The organism is Microbacterium hydrocarbonoxydans, assembly GCF_011752045.1.
Classification (GTDB): Bacteria; Actinomycetota; Actinomycetes; order Actinomycetales; family Microbacteriaceae; genus Microbacterium.
Genome location: NZ_JAAKXW010000005.1, coordinates 229,780 through 249,402 on the forward strand (window position 1 = coordinate 229,780; position 19,623 = coordinate 249,402).

18 protein-coding genes, 1 tRNA gene and 1 other RNA gene are annotated in these 19,623 nt (G+C 70.9%); 16 read left to right on the top strand and 4 right to left on the bottom strand.

The genetic code is table 11. The annotated features are described in order from the left end of the window. Nucleotides 1-156: 156 nt before the first annotated feature. The 9 genes from G6G98_RS15025 (at nucleotide 157) to G6G98_RS15065 (ending at nucleotide 9,375) form a co-directional block, all read left to right on the top strand. Nucleotides 157-1,473 carry an ABC transporter substrate-binding protein gene (locus G6G98_RS15025; RefSeq protein WP_067354512.1) on the top strand — a complete coding sequence of 439 codons (1,317 nt, stop codon included), beginning with the start codon at nucleotides 157-159 and terminating at the stop codon, nucleotides 1,471-1,473. Between the two features lie 100 nt (nucleotides 1,474-1,573). Continuing rightward, the gene (locus G6G98_RS15030; protein WP_243842145.1) at nucleotides 1,574-2,713 is read left to right on the top strand and encodes a carbohydrate ABC transporter permease; all 1,140 of its coding nucleotides are present in this window, start codon (nucleotides 1,574-1,576) and stop codon (nucleotides 2,711-2,713) included. Then, complete coding sequence (locus G6G98_RS15035; protein ID WP_067354518.1) at nucleotides 2,710-3,660, top strand: carbohydrate ABC transporter permease; 951 nt, start codon at nucleotides 2,710-2,712, stop codon at nucleotides 3,658-3,660. The genes G6G98_RS15030 and G6G98_RS15035 overlap by 4 nt, the downstream gene beginning before the upstream one ends. Before the next feature lie 67 nt (nucleotides 3,661-3,727). Further along, the gene (locus G6G98_RS15040; protein WP_164234405.1) at nucleotides 3,728-5,095 is read left to right on the top strand and encodes a cystathionine beta-synthase; all 1,368 of its coding nucleotides are present in this window, start codon (nucleotides 3,728-3,730) and stop codon (nucleotides 5,093-5,095) included. 55 nt (nucleotides 5,096-5,150) lie between these two features. Next, nucleotides 5,151-6,305: a cystathionine gamma-synthase gene (locus G6G98_RS15045; RefSeq protein WP_067354524.1), complete on the top strand. Its 1,155-nt coding sequence runs from the start codon at nucleotides 5,151-5,153 to the stop codon at nucleotides 6,303-6,305. A gap of 167 nt (nucleotides 6,306-6,472) precedes the next feature. After that, a complete protein-coding gene (locus tag G6G98_RS15050) occupies nucleotides 6,473-7,837 on the top strand; it encodes a multidrug effflux MFS transporter (protein WP_432207078.1) in 1,365 nt (454 codons plus the stop codon). Between the two features lie 31 nt (nucleotides 7,838-7,868). Then, nucleotides 7,869-8,525 carry a phosphatase PAP2 family protein gene (locus G6G98_RS15055; RefSeq protein ID WP_067354527.1) on the top strand — a complete coding sequence of 219 codons (657 nt, stop codon included), beginning with the start codon at nucleotides 7,869-7,871 and terminating at the stop codon, nucleotides 8,523-8,525. 2 nt (nucleotides 8,526-8,527) lie between these two features. Next, the gene (locus G6G98_RS15060; RefSeq protein ID WP_067354529.1) at nucleotides 8,528-9,130 is read left to right on the top strand and encodes a GNAT family N-acetyltransferase; all 603 of its coding nucleotides are present in this window, start codon (nucleotides 8,528-8,530) and stop codon (nucleotides 9,128-9,130) included. A 157-nt stretch (nucleotides 9,131-9,287) separates the two neighbouring features. After that, nucleotides 9,288-9,375 (top strand) — tRNA-Ser (locus tag G6G98_RS15065). Between the two features lie 78 nt (nucleotides 9,376-9,453). Here G6G98_RS15065 and G6G98_RS15070 read toward each other — a convergent pair. Continuing rightward, nucleotides 9,454-9,810 carry a DUF4406 domain-containing protein gene (locus tag G6G98_RS15070; RefSeq protein WP_067355140.1) on the bottom strand — a complete coding sequence of 119 codons (357 nt, stop codon included), beginning with the start codon at nucleotides 9,808-9,810 and terminating at the stop codon, nucleotides 9,454-9,456. Between the two features lie 56 nt (nucleotides 9,811-9,866). Here G6G98_RS15070 and G6G98_RS15075 point away from each other — a divergent pair, with 56 nt between their 5' ends. Both G6G98_RS15075 and G6G98_RS15080 read left to right on the top strand, forming a co-directional pair. Beyond that, nucleotides 9,867-10,601 carry a DeoR/GlpR family DNA-binding transcription regulator gene (locus G6G98_RS15075; protein WP_067354533.1) on the top strand — a complete coding sequence of 245 codons (735 nt, stop codon included), beginning with the start codon at nucleotides 9,867-9,869 and terminating at the stop codon, nucleotides 10,599-10,601. 9 nt (nucleotides 10,602-10,610) lie between these two features. Beyond that, nucleotides 10,611-11,510 carry a rhodanese-related sulfurtransferase gene (locus G6G98_RS15080; RefSeq protein ID WP_067354536.1) on the top strand — a complete coding sequence of 300 codons (900 nt, stop codon included), beginning with the start codon at nucleotides 10,611-10,613 and terminating at the stop codon, nucleotides 11,508-11,510. Between the two features lie 21 nt (nucleotides 11,511-11,531). Here G6G98_RS15080 and G6G98_RS15085 read toward each other — a convergent pair whose 3' ends face one another. Genes G6G98_RS15085 through G6G98_RS15095 form a run of 3 tightly spaced genes read right to left on the bottom strand, consistent with a single transcriptional unit; the run spans nucleotide 11,532 to nucleotide 15,991 of the window. Continuing rightward, nucleotides 11,532-13,784 (bottom strand): transglutaminaseTgpA domain-containing protein, encoded by a 2,253-nt coding sequence (locus G6G98_RS15085; protein ID WP_067355142.1) that lies wholly within the window; start codon nucleotides 13,782-13,784, stop codon nucleotides 11,532-11,534. Beyond that, a complete protein-coding gene (locus tag G6G98_RS15090; protein ID WP_067354539.1) occupies nucleotides 13,771-14,985 on the bottom strand; it encodes a DUF58 domain-containing protein in 1,215 nt (404 codons plus the stop codon). Before G6G98_RS15090 ends, G6G98_RS15085 begins: the two co-directional genes overlap by 14 nt. Before the next feature lie 10 nt (nucleotides 14,986-14,995). Further along, nucleotides 14,996-15,991, bottom strand: coding sequence for an AAA family ATPase (locus tag G6G98_RS15095; RefSeq protein ID WP_164234406.1), 996 nt, complete (start codon nucleotides 15,989-15,991; stop codon nucleotides 14,996-14,998). A 113-nt stretch (nucleotides 15,992-16,104) separates the two neighbouring features. Here G6G98_RS15095 and G6G98_RS15100 point away from each other — a divergent pair, with 113 nt between their 5' ends. From G6G98_RS15100 to G6G98_RS15120, 5 genes are all read left to right on the top strand, one after another. After that, entirely contained in the window at nucleotides 16,105-16,590 is a 486-nt protein-coding gene (locus G6G98_RS15100) for a hypothetical protein (protein ID WP_164234407.1), read from the top strand. Next, on the top strand, nucleotides 16,551-18,176 hold the full coding sequence (locus tag G6G98_RS15105; RefSeq protein ID WP_164234408.1) for a DUF5671 domain-containing protein: 1,626 nt from the start codon (nucleotides 16,551-16,553) through the stop codon (nucleotides 18,174-18,176). Before G6G98_RS15100 ends, G6G98_RS15105 begins: the two co-directional genes overlap by 40 nt. Nucleotides 18,177-18,183: 7 nt before the next feature. After that, nucleotides 18,184-18,280, top strand: an RNA gene (gene ffs, locus G6G98_RS15110) — signal recognition particle sRNA small type. Between the two features lie 65 nt (nucleotides 18,281-18,345). After that, on the top strand, nucleotides 18,346-18,957 hold the full coding sequence (locus G6G98_RS15115) for a rhomboid family intramembrane serine protease (RefSeq protein WP_243842146.1): 612 nt from the start codon (nucleotides 18,346-18,348) through the stop codon (nucleotides 18,955-18,957). 89 nt (nucleotides 18,958-19,046) lie between these two features. After that, on the top strand, nucleotides 19,047-19,619 hold the full coding sequence (locus tag G6G98_RS15120) for a hypothetical protein (protein WP_067354547.1): 573 nt from the start codon (nucleotides 19,047-19,049) through the stop codon (nucleotides 19,617-19,619). The last annotated feature ends 4 nt before the right edge of the window (nucleotides 19,620-19,623 follow it).

Sequence of the window (19,623 nt, forward strand, 5' to 3'; positions counted from 1 at the left end):
CGGGACCCGAGCGTCCCGAAGGATGCGAGGTTGTGATCCTAGACCATTGTGCGGGGGAGGTCCGGGCCAGTAGGTTGGCCTGGAATCGGTTCCCGAACGATGCCGAGGGGTGGCATCGGAGGAGGGACAGCCGTGTACTCGAAGAGGAGAATCCACATGGTTCTGTCACAGCGTTCCCGGCGGCTGGTGCCGCTCGCCGTCCTGGGTGCCGCCGGCATCGCGCTCGCGGGCTGCGGTGCTCCCGGAGCACCCGGCGGAGGCGGCGGAGGCGGCGGCGAGAGCAGCACCGTGACGATCTACGGCACGATCGTCGAGGGTGAAGCCGAACTCCTGCAGGAGACCTGGGCCGACTGGTCCGAGGAGAACGGCATCGAGATCAAGTACGAGGGCAGCCAGGACTTCGAAGCGCAGCTCGGCACGCGTGCGCAGGGCGGCAACCCGCCGGACATCGCGATCTTCCCGCAGCCGGGTCTGCTCGCGGACTTCGCCTCGCGCGACTTCCTGAAGCCGGCTCCCGAGGCCGTCGCGAACAACGCGAAGGAGTACTGGACCGAGGACTGGGTGAACTACGGCACTGTCGACGGCACGTTCTACGGCGCGCCGCTGATGGCGAGCGTCAAGGGCTGGATCTGGTATTCGCCGGCGAAGTTCGCCGAGTGGGGCGTCGAGGTCCCGAAGACGCTCGACGAGCTGAACGCGCTCACCGCCGACATCCAGGCCAAGACCGGCGCTGCCCCGTGGTGCGCCGGCTTCGAGTCCGGCGTGGCCACCGGCTGGCCCGGAACGGACTGGGTCGAGGACTACGTCCTGCGCCAGGCGGGGACCGAGGTCTACGACCAGTGGGCGGCCGGAGAGGTGCCGTTCACCGACCCGGAGATCAAGCAGGCGTTCGACTCGGTGGGCGAGCTTCTGCTCAACCCGGCCTACGTCAATGCGGGCTTCGGCGATGTGCGATCGATCAACTCCACGGCATTCGGCGATGTCGCGCCCAAGGTCGCGTCCGGCGAGTGCGCCATGACGCACCAGGCGTCGTTCCTCTCCGGCTTCTTCCCCGAGGGCACCGACGTCTCCGAGGACGGCGATGTCTGGGCCTTCATCCTCCCGGGTGAGACCGAGGGCGAGACGACGGTCACCGGTGGTGGCGAGATCGTCGGTGCGTTCACCGACTCCGAGGCGACCCAGAAGGTGCTCGAGTACCTCTCCAGCCCGGAGTGGGCGAACAAGCGGGTGAGCCTCGGTGGAGTCACCTCGGCCAACAACGGACTCGACCCGGAGAGCGCCAAGGACCCGATCCTCCAGGAGACCATCAAGATCCTGCAGGACCCGGAGACGACGTTCCGCTTCGACGCGAGCGACCTGATGCCCGGTGCCGTGGGTGCCGGCACGTTCTGGAAGGGCATGGTCGCCTGGGTCAACGGCACCTCCACCGACGAGGTGCTCACCCAGATCGAGACCGGCTGGCCGGCGGAGTGATCGCGGAGGTGGGCCGCCCGCGCAGGGCGGCCCACCTTCTCCTCCGGTGCGCGCATGGCCGCGCGCACCGCTATCCGCTCCGAGTCATGAAGGGGAATCCGTGAACGCGACTCTGTTCTTCCAATGGATCGGGATGCTCCCACCGGTCCTGCAGGCCGTTGCCGTCGTCATCGCCTTCGCGATCGTCGTCGCCGTGATCCTGCTGCTCGTGGACATCGCGCCACGCAAGGGAGCCGTCTACACCGGCATCCGGCTGGCCATGTGCGTGCTGATCCCGCTTGCCGTGATGTGGTTCTTCAATTCCTACTACTGGGCCATGGGAGTCGCCGTCGCCGTAGGCGCGCTGTTCTTCTTCCTGGACTACCGCTCCCGCGACGGCGCGGGGTACCTCATCCAGCTCATCGCTTTCATGGCCCCGGCCATGCTGCTGCTGCTGGTCGGCCTCATCCTCCCGTCGCTTCAGACCGTCTATGCATCGTTCTGGAACTCGACGGGCAAGGAGTTCGTCGGCCTCGCCAACTACACCTGGATCTTCACCCAGTCCGACGGCATCACCTCCGTGATCAACACCATCGTGTGGGTGCTCCTCGTGCCGACGGTGTCGACCCTGGTCGGCCTCGCCTACGCCGTGTTCATCGACCGCACCCGCGGCGAGAAGATCTACAAGGTGCTCGTCTTCATGCCGATGGCGATCTCGTTCGTCGGTGCGAGCATCATCTGGCGGTTCATGTACGCCTACCGCGGCCCCGGTGAGGAACAGATCGGCCTGCTCAACCAGATCCTCGTCTGGTTCGGCGGCAGGCCTCAGCAGTTCCTCCTCGACGGACCGTGGAACAACCTCGCGCTCATCGTGGTGCTGATCTGGGTGCAGACCGGATTCGCGATGGTCGTGCTCTCCGCCTCCATCAAGGGCGTCCCCGCGGAGCTCCTCGAGGCAGCCGAACTCGACGGCGCGAACGCGTGGGAGCGGTTCTGGTCGGTGACCGTGCCGTCCATCCGCCCGGCGCTGATCGTCGTGCTCACGACGATCTCGATCGCCTCGCTGAAGGTCTTCGACATCGTGCGCACGATGACCGGAGGAAACTACGGCACCTCGGTGCTCGCGAACGAGATGTACACCCAGTTCTCGAAGTTCGAGGCCGGGCGCAGCGCCGCACTGTCCGTCATCCTGTTCCTCCTGGTGCTGCCGATCGTCATCTACAACGCACGCCAGATCAAGAAGCAGCGGGAGATCCGATGAGCGTCACGACCGATTCCCAGAGCACCCGCGCGATCACCACCGGCGGACGGCTCGACGCCTCCGCCGGACGCGCCCGCAAGCGACTCAGCCGACCGTGGGCGTCCATCGCGTCGATCGTGATCGCGTTCCTGTGGACGGTGCCGACCCTCGGCCTGTTCATCTCGTCGCTCCGGCCGCGTGACGCGATCGACACCTCGGGCTGGTGGACGATCTTCGCGAACCCGCAGTTCACGCTCGACAACTACGCGGCCGTCCTGGAGTCCGGCACGACCCAGCTGACGATCCTGGAGTCGTTCGTCAACTCGATCGCGATCACGATCCCGGCCACGCTGATCCCGCTGATGATCGCCTCGATGGCGGCGTACGCGTTCGCGTGGATCGACTTCAAAGGCCGCAACGCGCTGTTCATCTTCGTGTTCGCCCTGCAGATCGTGCCGATCCAGATGGCACTCGTGCCCCTGCTCACCTCGTTCTCGAAGGGCATCAACCTCTTCGGGCTTCAGGTGACACTGGGGCTCGGCGTCTCCCAGGCGTACGCGCAGGTGTGGTTCGCGCACACGATGTTCGCGCTGCCGCTGGCGATCTACCTGCTGCACAACTTCATGTCGGAGATCCCCGGCGAGATCATCGAGGCTGCGCGCGTCGACGGCGCCTCCCGCGGACAGATCTTCTTCCGCGTGGTGCTGCCGCTGACGATGCCGGCGATCGCCTCGGTCGCCATCTTCCAGTTCCTCTGGGTGTGGAACGACCTCCTCGTCGCCCTCGTGTTCGCCGACGGGCCGGTGGCCCCGATCACGAAGGTGCTGGCAGAGATCACCGGACGCGGCGAGGGGTGGTACCTCCTCACGGCGGGCGCCTTCGTGTCGATCATCATCCCGCTGATCGTGTTCTTCTCCCTGCAGCGCTACTTCGTGCGCGGTCTGCTGGCAGGGTCCACGAAGGGCTAGTGCGCCGGATGCCGCGGCGAAGGGCAACAAGCCCCCGCCGCGGCATCCGCGCGCTTACGCTGGGACCATGAAGTACGCAGACTCCATCGTCGACCTCGTCGGCGACACGCCCCTCGTGAAACTCCACCACGTCACCGAGGGCGTCGCGTGCACCGTGCTCGTCAAGCTCGAGTACCTCAACCCCGGCGGATCGGCCAAAGACCGCATCGCCGCGCGGATCATCGACGCAGCGGAGGCCTCGGGGGAGCTGAAGCCGGGCGGCACGATCGTCGAGCCGACCAGCGGCAACACCGGGGTCGGCTTGGCGCTGGTCGCTCAGCAGCGCGGCTACCGGTGCGTCTTCGTGCTCCCGGACAAGGTCGGCGAGGACAAGATCGACGTGCTCAGGGCGTACGGCGCCGATGTGGTCGTCACGCCCACGTCCGTCGCGGCGGACAGTCCCGAGTCGTACTACAGCGTCAGCGACCGTCTCGTGCGGGAGATCCCCGGGGCCTACAAGCCGAATCAGTACGAGAACCAGAACGGACCGCGCAGCCACTACGAGACGACCGGTCCGGAGATCTGGCGCGACACCGACGGGAAGGTCACGCACTTCGTCGCCGGCGTCGGCACCGGCGGCACGATCACCGGCACCGGCCGCTACCTGCGCGAGGTCTCCGAGGAGCGCGTGCACATCGTCGGCGTCGACCCCGAGGGCAGCGTGTACAGCGGCGGCACCGGGCGGCCGTACCTCGTCGAGGGCGTCGGGGAGGACATCTGGCCGGGCGCGTACGACCCGTCCGTGCCGCACGAGATCGTGGCGGTGAGCGACGCCGAGGCGTTCGCGATGACCCGCCGCCTCGCCCGTGAGGAGGGCACCCTCGTCGGCGGCTCCAGCGGCATGGCGGTCGTCGGCGCGCTGCGCGTCGCGAAGGACCTGCCCGCGGATGCCGTCATGGTGGTGCTGCTGCCTGACGGCGGGCGCGGCTATCTCAGCAAGATCTTCAACGACGGCTGGATGCGCTCCTACGGATTCAGCGACATCGACGAGGGCGAGACAGTGGCCGACGTGCTCGCCGCGCGGTCTTCCCGCGGCATCCCCGACCTCGTCCATGTGCACCCCGCCGAGACCGTGCTCGAGGCGATCTCGGTGATGTCGGAGTTCGACGTCTCCCAGCTCGTCGTGCTCAGCGCGGAGCCGCCGGTGATGATGGGGGAGGTGGTCGGCGCCGTCGACGAGAAGGGCCTGCTCGACCTGCTGTTCCGGGGCGAGGCGAAGCCGACGGATGCCGTGGGCGCGCATGTGGGGGAGCGGCTGCCGCTGATCGGCATCCATGCGCCGGTCGCTCAGGCGCGCGCCGCGCTCGCCGACGTCGACGCCCTGCTGGTCACGGAGGACGGCAAGCCGCACACGGTGCTGACCCGCCAGGATCTGCTGGGATACCTCTCGCGCTGACCGCGGGTGTAACAGGGGCGGCCGCCGCTGCGCGCGCGGACGTAGGCTGAGGGACATGTCCGATCACGCCTTCGCCACCCGCGCCATCCATGCGGGACAAGCCCCCGACCCGACCACGGGCTCGATCATCCCGCCGATCCACCAGGTCTCCACGCATGTGCAGGACGGCATCGGGGGTCTTCGCGAGGGGTACGAGTACAACCGCTCAGGCAACCCGACGCGCACCGCGCTCGAGGTGCAGCTGGCCGCGCTCGAGGGCGGAGCGCACGCGCTGTCCTTCGCATCCGGGCTGGCCGCGGAGGACGCGCTCCTTCGTGCCGTCCTGAAACCGGGCGACCACGTGGTCCTGGGCAACGACGTCTACGGCGGCACGTACCGGCTGCTGACGAAGGTGCTCGCACCCTGGGGCATCGAGACGACGACGGTCGAGCTCTCCGACGCGGATGCCGTCCGGGCCGCGATCCGTCCGGAGACGAGGATCGTCTGGGTCGAGACGCCCAGCAACCCGCTCCTGAAGATCGTCGACATCGCAGCCATCGCCGAGATCGCACACGCGGCGGGCGCGCTCGCCGTGGTGGACAACACCTTCGCCTCGCCGGCGCTGCAGCAGCCTCTCGCGCTCGGCGCGGACCTCATCGTGCACTCGACGACGAAGTACCTCGGCGGGCACTCCGACGTGCTCGGCGGCGCCGTCGTCTTCGGAGACGACCGCTACCACGAGCAGATCAAGTTCCAGCAGTTCGCCGTGGGCGCGGTCAGCGCCCCGCTCGACGCCTGGCTGACCACCCGCGGCATCAAGACCCTCGCGGTGCGCGTGCGCCAGCACTCCGAGAACGCCCAGGCGATCGCCGAGTGGGCGGCCGCGCGGCCGGAGTTCGAGACGGTGTTCTACCCGGGACTCGCCACGCACCCGGGTCACGACATCGCCGCCCGGCAGATGAGCGGTTTCGGGGGGATGCTGTCGCTCGCCCTCAGCGCCGGCCCGGATGCGGCCCGCTCGTTCGCGGAGTCGACGCGCATCTTCCAGCTCGCCGAGTCGCTCGGCGGGGTGGAGTCCCTCATCGGCTACCCGCCGGACATGACCCACGCCTCGGTCCGGGGCACCGCGCTCGCGGTCCCGGAGAACGTGGTGCGGCTGTCGGTGGGCATCGAGGACGTCGCCGACCTCATCGCGGATCTCGAGCAGGCGCTCGCTCGAATCGCCGGCTGAGCCGCACGAAAGGTCAGAAACGCATCTCCGGGGCCTCCTGGGGGTGCGTTTCTGACCTTTCAACGTTGGAATCTGCGGGGGCGCAGGCTGTATCATGGTCCTTCCGGCCTGATCGAAACGATTCGAGCTCTGCGGCCGGACCTCCCCCGAACTCCGGAAGGATCGTCGTGCCCGACGCGCCCCGTACCGATTCCACTCCGATCGTCGCCCACCCGGAGCGCACGGCGACCGGGAGCATCCGCGTGCCCTCCTCGACCGGAGCGATCCGCACGCTCGGGTCGAACCCGGAGACCGCGCCGATCATGCTGCACCCCGGAGACTCGATCTCCACCGGGCGCCGCATCCTCTACATCGTGCTGCTCGGGGCGCTCACGGCCCTCGGTCCGTTCACGATCGACCTGTACCTGCCCGCCTTCCCCATCCTCGAGCGGGACTTCGAGACCACGGCCGCAGCGATCCAGCTGACCCTCACCGGCACCATGATCGGCTTCGCCCTCGGACAGCTGGTCGTCGGCCCGCTCAGCGACAAGGTGGGGCGCCGCTTCCCGCTCATCGCCGTCACCGCCCTGCACGTCCTCGCGAGCACCGCAGCCGCGCTGGCCCCGAACCTCCCGCTGCTGAGCGGCGCCCGCGTGCTGATGGGCGTCGGCGCCGCCGCCGGCGGCGTCGTCGCGATGGCGATCGTGCGCGACCTCTTCGGCGGCAGGCGACTGGTCGTGATGCTCTCGCGCCTCGCCCTCGTCTCCGGCGTCGCACCGGTGGTGGCGCCGCTGATCGGCTCCTGGCTGCTCACGCTCATGCCCTGGCGCGGGATCTTCGCGGTGCTGGCCGTGTACGGCGTGGTGATGCTGGTGTCCGCGATCGCATTCATCCCGGAGACCCTGCCGGTCGCCCGGCGGCAGGAGCGCGGCGGCGCCACCGTGCTGCAGCGCTACCGCTCGGTGTTCTCCGACCGGGTCTTCATCGGCGTGCTCATCATCGGCGGCATGACGTTCTCCGGACTGTTCTCCTACCTCTCCGCCTCCCCGTTCCTCTTCCAGCAGACGCACGGCCTGGATGCCCAGCAGTACGGCCTCCTGTTCGCCGTGAACTCGCTCGGCGTGGTGGCGGGGGTGCAGTTCGCCTCCCGCCTCGCCGCGCGCTTCGGCCCGCAGTGGGTGATGGCCTACTCGACCGCCGTGCTGCTCGCCGCCGGCATCGCGATCATCGTCACCGATCAGCTGGGACTCGGCCTCTGGGGCACGATCGTCCCGCTGTTCGTCTTCATGACCGCCTGCGGCTTCACCTTCCCGAACGTCCAGGTGCTGGCGCTCGACCGTCACGGCAAGGCGGCGGGCACGGCGGCATCCGTCCTCGGGGCGACCAACTTCGGCGTCGCCGGGCTCATCTCCCCGGTGGTCGGCTGGGTCTCGAAGGACGCCGGGATCACCGCGACGACGATGGCGTCGGTCATGGCTGGCTGTGCCGCCATCGGGCTGCTGTCGCTCTGGCTGATCGTGCGTCCGCGCACCGTCGGGATGCTCGCTCCCTGATCCCACAGGATCCATCGGACAGAATGGGGCGATGGACAGGCGCGCATTGCTGTGGTGGGGCACCGGGCTCCTGCTCGCGGCGACGGCTCTCGGCGCACTGGTGGTCCTCGGGTTCGCCGACGGCCCGGCCGTCGACCGCTGGTGGAACACCACCGTCGCCAGCCACCGGACCGATGCGCTGCTCGCCTTCGCGCACGTGATGAACAGCATCGGCGGAAGCCGGCTCACGATCTTCGTGGTGGCGCCGATCGTCATCGTCTTCTTCCTGCTGGCCCGGCGATGGCGCTCCGCGGTGTTCGCCGCGCTCGCCATGATCGCGAGCGCGGCCTTCGTGCAGGTGCTCAAGCACGTCTTCGGGCGCGCGCGACCGGACGACATGCTGGTGGCCAGCGATTTCGGGTCGTTCCCCTCGGGGCACGTCGCGAACGCGGCGACCGTCGCGGTGATCGTGTGGGTGCTGTTCCCCCGGCTGTGGACCGCGCTCGCCGCCACCGCCTGGATCGTCGCGATGGCCTACTCGCGCACGCTGCTCTCCGTGCACTGGGCGTCGGACACCGTCGGCGGAGCGCTGGCCGGGGCGGGCGCGGTGCTGCTCCTGGCGGCCTGGCTGCTGCCGTGGGTGCAGGGCAGAGGCCCGGGTGCGTCGCCGTCGGTAGGCTGGAGCGAGCCCGCCCGCGCCGAGGAGTAGCCGTGTCCCGCATCCGTCCGTACCGTCCGTCCGACCGCGCCGCGCTGTACGAGGTGTGCGTGAAGACGGCGGATGCCGGGAACGACGCGACCGGCCTCGTCTCCGATGACACCCTCTGGGGCGACATCTTCGCAGTCCCGTACGTCGAACGGCATCCGGATCTGGCCTGGGTCGTGGAGGCGGATGACGAGCGAGTGATCGGCTACATCGTCGCGACCGACGACACCGATGCCTTCTACGGCTGGTTCCACGACGTCTGGTGGCCGCGGTTCGCCGAGCGCCACCCGCGCCCCGCCGACCCCGCCACGGTCGAGGAGCGGATGACCGAGTACGCCTACGCCCGCGGGCCGGGGATCGAGCCGAACGCCGACGAGTACCCCGCTCACCTGCACATCGATCTGCTGCCGGAGACGCAGGGGCAGGGTCTCGGCCGCCGGCTCATCGAGACCCTGTTCGCCGAGCTCACCCGTCGCGGGGTGCCGGGGCTGCACCTCGGCATGAACCCGAGGAACGCCGGCGCGGCGGCGTTCTACGAGCGGCTCGGGATGCACCGGCTGCCGTCGACTCCCGGCTCGCTGAGCTACGGGGTGACGCTCGGGGGCTGAGCGGCCGTCGCGCCGGTCCGCATTCGGGAGGAGGAACCCGGTTCGGGAGGACGATTCCGGCGAGAACCTCAGCCCGAGCGTGCGATCTCCGCCCGAGGAGGCGAGCCTCTGTCACTTGGTGCTCCGCCGATCGGATAGGATGGTCAGGTTGTTCCCTGGTGACGTGTCCGAGCGGCCGAAGGAGCACGCTTGGAAAGCGTGTGTTGTGCAAGCAACCGCGGGTTCGAATCCCGCCGTCACCGCCAGATGTGAAAGGGGCCTCGCGAAGCGGGGCCCCTTTCGCGTTTCACCGGGCAGAGTGGCATCCGGGGGAGCGGCGTCGTTCAGGCCGCCGGGACCTCCTCGAGCGAGAACCACACCGGGAGCCCTCGCTCGTGCGCGATGCGCACATCCTCGTCGGCCCCGGTCGAGTCTCCGGGGAGGCGCAGCACGGCGTCGCAGTGCTGCAGCAGCCGGGCCGCGGTCTCGTACATGACGTCCCCGGCGGCGGCCTCCCCGGCGTCGAGACCCCGGAGGGTCGGCAGCGCCACCCACTCGCCGATCATCGGCACATGGCCGAGCCGATGCAGAGGAGCGGCGGCGGCCTCCAGGCGCTCGAGGTTGCGAGCGATCGCGGCGGCGTCGCCGTCGGTGCCCGAGCGGTACGGGCCGGCGATGAGGATGAGGAGTGGCTTGTTCATGTCGGACACTGTAGCGTTAACCATGCAAGAACGTGCAATAACAGGAAGAAGTGAGAATGCTCGGAGCGCAGCGCAAGGATCACCTCCTCGCCGTCCTCGCGGCGGAGGGTCGCGTCGTCGCCAAGACCGTCGCGATGGAACTCGGCGTCTCCGAGGACTCCATCCGCCGCGACCTGCGCGAGCTGGCGGACGCCGGGCTCTGCGTGCGCGTGTACGGCGGCGCGCTTCCGGTGCCGGCCGCCGAGGCGCCCGTGCAGCAGCGCCTCACCGTCGCGACCGACAGCAAGGAGCGGGTCGCCCGCGCCGCGTGCGCGCTCATCCGGCCGGCATCCGTCATCGTGTTGGACGCGGGCACGACGACCCTCGCCATGGCGCGGATGCTGCCGCACGGCGCCGACCTCACGGTGATCACGCCGAGCCCCGCGGTCGCGCTCGCCGCGATGGAGCACTCGGCGGCGCGCATCATCCTCGTCGGCGGAGAGCTGAGCCGCCACTCCGCCGTCTCCGGGGGTGCCCTGGCGCAGGAGGCCGTCGCGCGTCTCGGCGCCGACGCCTTCTTCCTCGGGGCGACGGGCATCGATCCGGAGCACGGTCTCACCACCGGCGTGCTCGACGACGCGGTGACGAAGCGGGCGCTCGCGGCGCGGAGCGCCGAGGTCTACGCGCTCGGCAGCGCCGAGAAGATCGGCGCCGTGTCTCGGTTCCCCGTGCTCCCCCTCGAGGAGATCTCCGCCGTGATCGTCGACCCCGAGGACACGAACCCGCTGATCGCCCTGCTGCCCACGACGTAGGATTCTTCGGTGGCAACACCCAAGATCGTCCTGTTCTACGTCTTCACCCCGCTCGCCGACCCCGAGGCCATCCGGCTCTGGCAGCGCGACCTCGGGGAGTCGCTGGGTCTGCGCGGACGCCTGCTGATCTCCAAGGACGGCATCAACGGCACCCTCGGCGGCGACGTGCTCGCCCTCAAGAAGTGGGTGCGACGGTTCCGGGAGTACGCGCCGTTCAAGCACGCCGACATCAAGTGGAGCGAGGGCACCGGCGTGGATGCCGACGGGCGCAGCCTCGACTTCCCCAGGCTCAGCGTCAAGGTGCGCGAGGAGATCGTCTCGTTCGGCGCCCCGGGCGAGCTCCGCGTCGACGAGCACGGCGTCGTCGGCGGCGGTACCCGCCTCACACCGGAGGCGCTGCACGAGCTCATCGACGAGCGCGGCGACGAGGTCGTCTTCTTCGACGGGCGCAATGCGCTCGAGGCGCAGATCGGCCGTTTCCGGGGCGCGGTGGTCCCCGACACCGAGACCACGCGCGACTTCGTGCGCCTCCTCGACTCCGGCGCCTACGACGACCTCAAGGGCAAGCCGGTGGTGACCTACTGCACCGGCGGCATCCGCTGCGAGGTGCTCTCCAGCCTGATGACGGCGCGCGGTTTCGGCGAGGTCTACCAGCTCGAGGGCGGCATCGTCCGCTACGGCGAGAAGTACGGTGACGACGGACTCTGGGAGGGCTCCCTCTACGTCTTCGACAAGCGCCGCTCCCTGGATTTCTCCGATCATGCGGCCGTCATCGGCGTGTGCGCGGGATGCGGCGCCGCGACCAATCGCACGGCGAACTGCCCTGACCGTTCCTGCCAGACCCAGTCGGTCGTCTGCGAGGACTGCGTCGCCGTCGCCTGCGCAGCCCACGCGATCCCAGCCGTCTGAGCACCCCGCACGTCCTGGGGCTCAGGCGAGCAGCGGCGCGTCCGCACCCCGGCCGGCGAAAAGCGACCGGGGGAGCAGCAGCGCGCGCAGCCGGGTCGGCCGGTCCACGCTCCGGCGCAGCTCGCGGAGGACTCCGTCGAGCGCGGCGGTGAGATCGCCCGCGTCCCCACCCGTCCTGGCATAGTTCGCCCGCTCCACGGCGTCGGTGAGGGCGCGCATCGCGTCGGCATCCGCCCTGCCCTCGGTGACGAGGAGGGCGCCGCGACTCCTCGGGGAGTCGGCATCCGAGACCGGCAGCTCCAGGTCGAGCATCGTCGCGCGCAGCTCCGTCCAGGCCGCTCCGGCGTCGCCCCGACGTGCGCGCCCACGGCGCCTCGCTCGCACCAGGATGCGGATCACGGCAGGAAGCGCGAGCACGAACAGCGTCCCGAGAGTCGCGAGCAGGACCGGGGCGGGGTCGAGCCGGCGCAGCGGCGCACCCGCCCCGGCGTCTCCGGTGTCGTCGCCGCGGTCGATCTCGGGACCGGTGGTCTGCTCGGCCCCTGGGGTCGACGTCGGCACAGGGGTGACCGGCGCACCTCCCGGTCCGCCGGTCGCGGTCGACGCGGCGAAGGCGGTCGGTACGCCGAGGGATGCTGTCGGCTCGAACGGGACCCAGCCGACGCCGGGGAAGAGCACCTCCGGCCAGGAGTGCAGCTGATCGCTCGAGACGGAGAACACGTTGTCGTCGCCGCGCCTCTCCTCGGTGATCGTGCCGGGAAGGTACCCCACCACGATGCGGACCTGCATCCCCAGGCTCTCGGCCATCAGCGCGAAGGCACCGGCGAAATGCACGCAGTAGCCGGACCGGGCTTCCAGGAACCGCGCGACGGCCTCGGCTCCCGTGCCGTCGAAGCCCTCCTCCACCGGTGTGTCCAGCGAATACCGGAACCCGTTGCGGAACCAGGACTGCAGTGCGATCAGGCGGTCGTAGTCGGTCTCGGCCTGTGCGGTGACCTCGGCCGCGGTGCTCGCGATGACGGCGGGCAGCTCGACCGGGTCGGCATCCGGGTCCGCCAGCGGGGCGGCCACCTCGATCGCGCGGATCTGCTCGAGCGTCGGCGTCACCTCGAGCGACGCCACGGTGTAGTCGCTGCCCACCGCGTCGGCGGATCGGGACACCACCGTGCGATTCTCCGGCGACAGCCGCCACGTCGCGGTGACGCCCTGGATGCCGGTCGCCGGGTACGGCACCGGCAGCCAGGAGCTCGACATCCGGACCACCCGGATCGACGTGCTCTCCTCGGACGTGGCGATGTCCGCTCCCCACTCGTCTGGTCCGAAGCCCTCGCTCTGCTCCTGCAGCTCCCCGCGATCGGGACGCCAGACCCGCCCGTCGAACTGCGACAGGGTCGTCAGCCGCAGGTACGGCGCGGTGTCCTCGGCGGTCGCCACCGTGAGCACCTCCACCGGGTTCGGCTGACGGAGGTCGTCGCCCAGGCGCAGGGAGGCGTCGACCGTCACGCCGACTCCGGTCCCCGTGAGACTCGCCGAGACGGGGAGCGCAGGTGCGACGACGACCGCCGCGAGCATCGCGGCGATGCCGACACCGGAGGCGAGGGCGGCCGAGGACCGTCTCGGAGCCTCCGGATGCCGGCGTGCGGTGAACCGGAACAGCAGGAGCAGCACCCCGCCGAGCAGCACGAACCACACGACGTTCGCCTCCCCGAGGGTGACGATCATGGGCACCGAGCCGATCACGGCGGTGAGGATCGCGGCGAGCACCGCACCCCGGGTCGCGACGAGCTGGTCGATGAGGATCGCGACCACGGCGAATCCGAGGCCCAGCACGGCGCGCAGCCCCGGCGTCGCCTCCAGCGGAGCGGTGCCGAAGGCGATCTCCTCCCAGGCCGACGCGGACAGCGTCTGGAAGGCGAGCACGGTGGTCGGCGTCGGGACGACGCCGAGGATCGCGGTGTCTCCGGCGACGAGCTGCGTGAGAGCACCGGTCGTCGCGGCGACCTGGACTCCGAGCGTGACCAGCTCGCGCGCCCACCGGGAGCGGTACCGCAGCAGCAGGCGCGTGCCGAAGCCGGCGATCGCGGTGACGACGATCACGGAGAGCACGGCGAAGGACCAGGAGCCCGGCGCGATCACGGAGGTGTACGGCCACATCGCGACCAGGGAGGCCGCTGCGGCGATCGCGGCGGCCGCGGCATGGTTGTCCGGCTCGTCGCGGTCCGCGTGCCAGGTGATCGGCGCCGGCATCCGCGCCTGGCGGTCAGAGCGCGCCATCGCCCGCCCCCTGCCCACCGTACGGCTGAACGCCGATCCGTTCCGGGAGGGCGTCCTCCCACGCCTCGGCGACGTCGCCGGCGAGCACCGCCGTCCGCCAGCCGTGCTGCTCGGCGGCCTCGGCGGCCCCCGGCCGCGGGTCGGTGGCGAAGAGCATCGGGGCGGCGGCGCCGGACGGGCGCAGCAGCGCGGCATCCTCCTCGTCGATCGTGCCGGTGATGTACACGAGGGGCCCCGGCGGCGTGCCGCCGATCAGCGAGTTCAGGTCGCGGGAATCCCCGCGGGGCGTGATCATCGCCAGCGCGACGAGCAGCCCGTCCCTGTCGTCCTCGTGTCCCCGCAGCGTGCCCAGCGCGTTCCCGGCGCTGTCGATGACGTCGACCCCGTACCCCTCCTGCACGAGGTGCACCGCCACCGAGGCGCACAGCGAGACCGCGGTCTCGAACGCGGCATCCGCCTCCTCGCCGGGCGCGGACCAGTGCGCGGCGCTCCGGTCGAAGACGACGAGCGCGTCCGGGCTTGACTCCTCCTCCTCCTGACGGACCATCAGCTGACCGCGGTGCGCGGTCGCCCTCCAGTGGATGCGGCGCATCGAGTCGCCGGGGACATACCGCCGCGGCGAGAGGTTGTCGGCGCCCTGACCGAGCCTGCTGGACGAGGTGTGCGCCGTGCCGCCGGCGGCCCCCACCCTGACCGTGAGGGGAGCGAGCGCGAACACCTCGGGCACCACGGTCACCGTGCGGGTCTCGCCGAACGCCTGCTCGCGCTGGGCGAGGCCGAACGGATCCACCGTCCGCAGCATCAGGGGCCCGATCGGCCAGACCCCTCGCCGCACACCGGTGATGAGATAGCTCAGCTGCCCCGACTCCGGCGGGTACTCGCCGGCGGCGTCGCCGGACACCGCGTCGGGCAGCACGTCCCGCCACAGCCCGTGCGGCACCCGGATCGCCCGGAGGCCGAACCGCACGGACACCCGCGACGTCTCCGAGACCGTGAGCAGGTCGGTGGAGATCTGCCTGGCCACGGTGCCGGTGCGCCGCGGCAGCCGCACGACGATCAGCGCGACGACGGTCAGCGCGAGGAGCAGGATGCCGACATAGACGAGGATCGACGCCCCGACGAGGTTCGCCGCGACGATGCAGCCGAGCCCGGCCAGGAGCGTGCCGGTGCCGCGGGCGGTGAGGGCTCGGCGGGGACGCATCGGGCTCCGCTCAGGAGCGCGCGGCGACGGGGACGCGGACGCGCTCCACGATCTGCCGGAGGGCGGACTCGACGGGCTGCGCGCCCGCGCGGTGGGCACCCCGTGCGGGGAGCAGACGATGCGCGAGCACGGGGATGAGCAGGGCGGTGACGTCATCCGGGATCACGAAGTCCCGGCCGTCGAGTGCCGCCCACACCTTCGCGGCCCTGATCAGCTGCAGCGTCGCCCGCGGGCTCGCGCCGAGGTGCAGGTTCGGGTCGGCGCGCGTCGCCTGCGCGAGGGCGACCGTGTACTCCTCGATCGCCGGCGCGACGTGCACCGAGCGCGCCCACGCGATGAGGCTCGTCACCGCCGAGGCGTCGGTCACCGCCGTCACCGCCGCGAGCGGGTTGACCACGTCGCGCTGACGCAGCATGAGCGCCTCGGCGGCGGCATCCGGGTATCCCATCGAGATGCGCATCATGAACCGGTCGCGCTGCGCCTCGGGGAGCGCGTAGGTCCCCTCCATCTCCAGAGGGTTCTGCGTCGCGACGACGAGGAAGGGCTCCGGGAGCGGGTGCGAGGCGCCGTCGACCGTGACCTGCCGCTCCTCCATGGCCTCCAGCAGCGCCGACTGCGTCTTCGGCGATGACCGGTTGATCTCGTCCGCGATGACGATGTGGGCGAAGACCGCGCCGCGCTTGAACTCGAACTCGCGGTCGACGGGGTTGTACACCGAGACGCCGGTGACGTCTCCGGGGAGCAGGTCGGGTGTGAACTGGATGCGCCGGACCGTCGCGTCGACGCTCGCGGCGAGTGCGCGCGCGAGCATCGTCTTGCCGACGCCGGGGACGTCCTCGATGAGCAGGTGCCCCTCGGCGAGAAGGCAGACCAGCGCACTGCGCACGGCGTCCGGCTTGCCGTCGATGACCTGGCCGACGGAGCCGAGGATCGCCGATGTCTCTGCGGCGAACTGCTCGGCCGTGATCGGGGCGGGCGCCGCGTCGACTGCGGTGATGTCGGTCATGGTGGTCCTCCGGAGAGATCGGCGCGTCGGTGCGGCCTCACGCGTCCGATCGTAACAATTCAGGGGGGACCAAGGGCCCTATCCGGCTGGACGGATCAGCGCACGATGGACGCATGAGCGAAGAAGCGGATGCTGGGGACCGCGGACCGCGGCGGCGGACCGCGCGGGCCGCGCTGATCGGCGTGACCGCCGCCGCGGGTCTGCTCGTCATCGCGGCGGTCGGCGTGATCGTCGCGGGACGGGGCACCGCGACGTACCCGGAGGGCTCGCCCGAACGCGCGGTGCAGGTCTATGCGCAGGCGGTCGTGGACGGCGATCTCGATGTCGCTCTCGGGCTCCTCGTTCCCGAGGACGCGGAGGAGTGCGAGCGGATCGTGCAGGGCCGAGACGACTACCGCGTAGCTCTCGTCGAGTCCACCGAGCGCGGCGATTCGGCGCGCGTCGAGGTGATCATCTCGGAGGTGTACTCCTCCGGGCCGTTCGGTCCCGAGGAGTACAGCAGCGAAGAGGTCTTCGGCCTCCGGCGCGAGGGCGGCGCGTGGCTCATCGAGACGGCACCGTGGCAGTTCGCAGTCTGCGAGGAAGGCGGCATCCGGTGATCGCCGCGATGATGCGCCGGCTGGTCGTCCTCGTCCTGCTCCTCGCGCTCGTGTCGATCGCGGCGTCAGGGCTGTCCGGCCTCCTGGAGAGGGCACTGGATACCGGGACGACCGTCGTCGATGACCGGGCGGGTCTCGCGCTCGCGCTCGCGCTCACGCTCGTGGGAACGCCAAGCGCCGCCGCCCTGTGGTGGTGGCAGCGACGCAGCCTCACCGACCCGGCGGAGCGTGCGTCGCTGCTCTGGGCGCTGTACGTGATGGTGATGACCGTCGTGGCCCTGGTCGTCTCCGTCACGGCCGCGGCCTCCGCCGTCGCGTCCGCGGTCGACGGAGTGTGGCGGCCGGACCAGGTGGCGACGGCGATCGTATGGCTTCCCGTCCTGCTGTGGCACCGTGGGATGCTGAGGGGACGCGCCTCCGCACCGACCAGGCTCCCGGGCGTGGCGACGGAGATGGCGATCCTCTACGGACTGATCGTCGCCGCGGGGGGAGCGGTCGGAGCGCTTTCCGGGGTCTTCGCGGAAGCCTTCGCGGATGTAGCCCGGGTCGCCGTCGGCACCGGCCCCTGGTTCGTTCCCGTGCTGCAATCCCTCGTCTGGTGCGCGAGCGGAGCGGCGGTCTGGTGGTGGCAGCGGCGCGACCGTCGGGCGGACGGCGCGGCGACCGCGTTCGGCTCGGTGGTGCTCGTCGTAGTGATCACCGCTTCTGCCGCCACCGCGCTTTTCGCGCTGGGCACGATCTGGTTCGTGATGCTGCGCCTGCTCACCGCTGACGCGCCGGTCGCGGAGGCGCTCGCCCCGCTCGATACCGCTCTCGCCGCGTCATCGGTCGGCGGCATCGTCTGGGCGTTCCACGCGCAGGCGCTCGTGGCGCGCTCAGCCACGGTGCTCGCGGCCGCCCGGCTGGCCGTCGCCGGGGTCGCCCTTCTCGGCGCTGCGAGCGGTGTCGGCGTCGTCGTGAACGCGCTGCTCGCGAGCATCGGAGCCTCTCTGCTGGGAGGCCACCGCACGCTGCTCCTCGGGGGCGTCAGCGCCATCGTCGTCGGCGCTCCCGCGTGGTGGGCGGCATGGCGGCCGGAACGAGGAGTGACGGCCGCGGATGCTGCTTCTCCCGGACGGCGGGTGTACCTCGTGGTGGTGTTCGGAGCGAGCGCGATCGTCGCGCTCGTCACCGCGCTGCTGATCGGGTACCGCCTCTTCGAGGCTCTGCTCTCCGGCGTCGGCGGCCTCATCGAGCTCATCAGGGCGCCGCTCGGACTCCTCAGCGCGACGCTGCTGGTGTCCGCCTATCATTTTGCGATCTGGCGGCGGGACCGACGGCTCGCCGCGGCCGACGGGGGATCCGCAGCGCGGGTCGAGCGCATCGTACTCGTCTCGGCGGGCGATGCCGAGGCCCTCGCCTCGCGGCTCCGCTCCGAGACAGGGGCGAGGGTGAGCGTCTGGCGGGCGGCCGACGCGGCCGCGCTGATCGATGACGCCGACCTGGTCCGCGTGGTCGGCAGGATCCGGGAGGCGCCCGCGCGACGCGTCCTCGTCGTCGGCGCGGAGTCGGGGACGGGTGCACGGGTCGTGCCGCTCTCGGGGTAGACTGGACGACGGCTCTCCGCGTGGCGGCATCCAGGCCAATTCCCCCAGGGCGGAAACGCAGCAAGGGTAACCGGGCTCTGCTGGGTGCGCGGAGGGTCATTTCTTTTGCCCTCGGGCCGGCATCCGGCGATCTGAGCGTTCTCCGAGGGAGCCCTGCCAGGATCATGACGTGACCACCTCCGCTGCGGGATCCCCGCGTCCTTCCGCACTCGGCCGCTTCGCGTCGCCGGTGCTGCTGCTGGCGGCGATGTGGATCATCCAGGCCGCGGATGCCGTGCTGCCCGGCTCCTTCACCGGGTTCGGGCTGCGGTCCTGGGATCTCGGCGGGCTCGGCGGCATCGTCCTCGCACCCCTGCTGCATGCCGGCTGGGCGCACCTCATCGCCAACTCGGTGCCGTTCCTCGTGCTCGGCTGCCTGGTCGCGGTCGAAGGCGCCCGCCGCTTCTGGGCGGTGACGGCGATCACCGCGATCGTGGGCGGCGCGGGCACCTGGCTCGTGAACGCGCCGGGCGCGCTCACGGTCGGAGCCTCCGGCCTCGTCTTCGGCTACTTCGGCTATGTGGTTCTGCGGGTCTTCGCGCCGGGTCGCGTCTCGCACCGCATCCTCTACGCCGTCATCGCCGTCATCGTCATCAGCCTGTACGGAGGCTCCATGCTGGCGGGAGTCGTCGGCGTCCGCGAGGGCATCTCCTGGCAGGCTCACCTGTTCGGCGCGGTGGGCGGCGCGCTCGCCGCCTTCGCCGGCCGGCGCCCGCGCCGGGTCGGGAGCACCCGGCCGTGACACCCCGGCGTCGGCGGCGCCGCGCGGCCCCGCGGAAGCGGAGGTCCACGTCCCGTCAGCGGGCGAGGCGGCGGGCGCAGCGGCGACGGATGCTGACGCGGATCGGCGTCTCGGCGGCCGCCGTCGCGACGCTCGCCGGACTCGCGGTGATGATCCCGCTCGGCCTGGCACAGGACCGCGCCGAGTACTGCGCCGCGGAGCCGGCGACGTTCCCCGCGGCCGGTGTCCAGGGCTGGCGGGGCGACCAGCTGGAGAACGCGGCCGTCATCGTGCGGACGGCGGCGGGTCTGGGCTTCGGGCGCGACGGGCAGATCCTCGGCGTGATGACCGCGATGGGCGAGAGCAGCCTGCACAACATCGACTACGGAGACTGGGAGACGCGCGGGTTCCGCAACCCCGACGGCTCCCGGACGACGAGCATCGGCCTGTTCCAGCAGCAGGACTGGTGGGGGAGCGTCGAGACCAGGATGGACCCCGCGGGAGCCGCGACCCTCTTCTACTCGCGGCTCGGCCGGCTCGAGGGCTGGCAGCGGATGCCGCCCTCGCACGCCATCCACCGGGTGCAGGTGAACACCGACCGGGACTACTACGCGCGCTATCTGGAGGATGCGACGGCGGTGGTCGACGCCCTGTCCGGCGAGTGCCCCGCCGCCCTAAGCTGAGGCC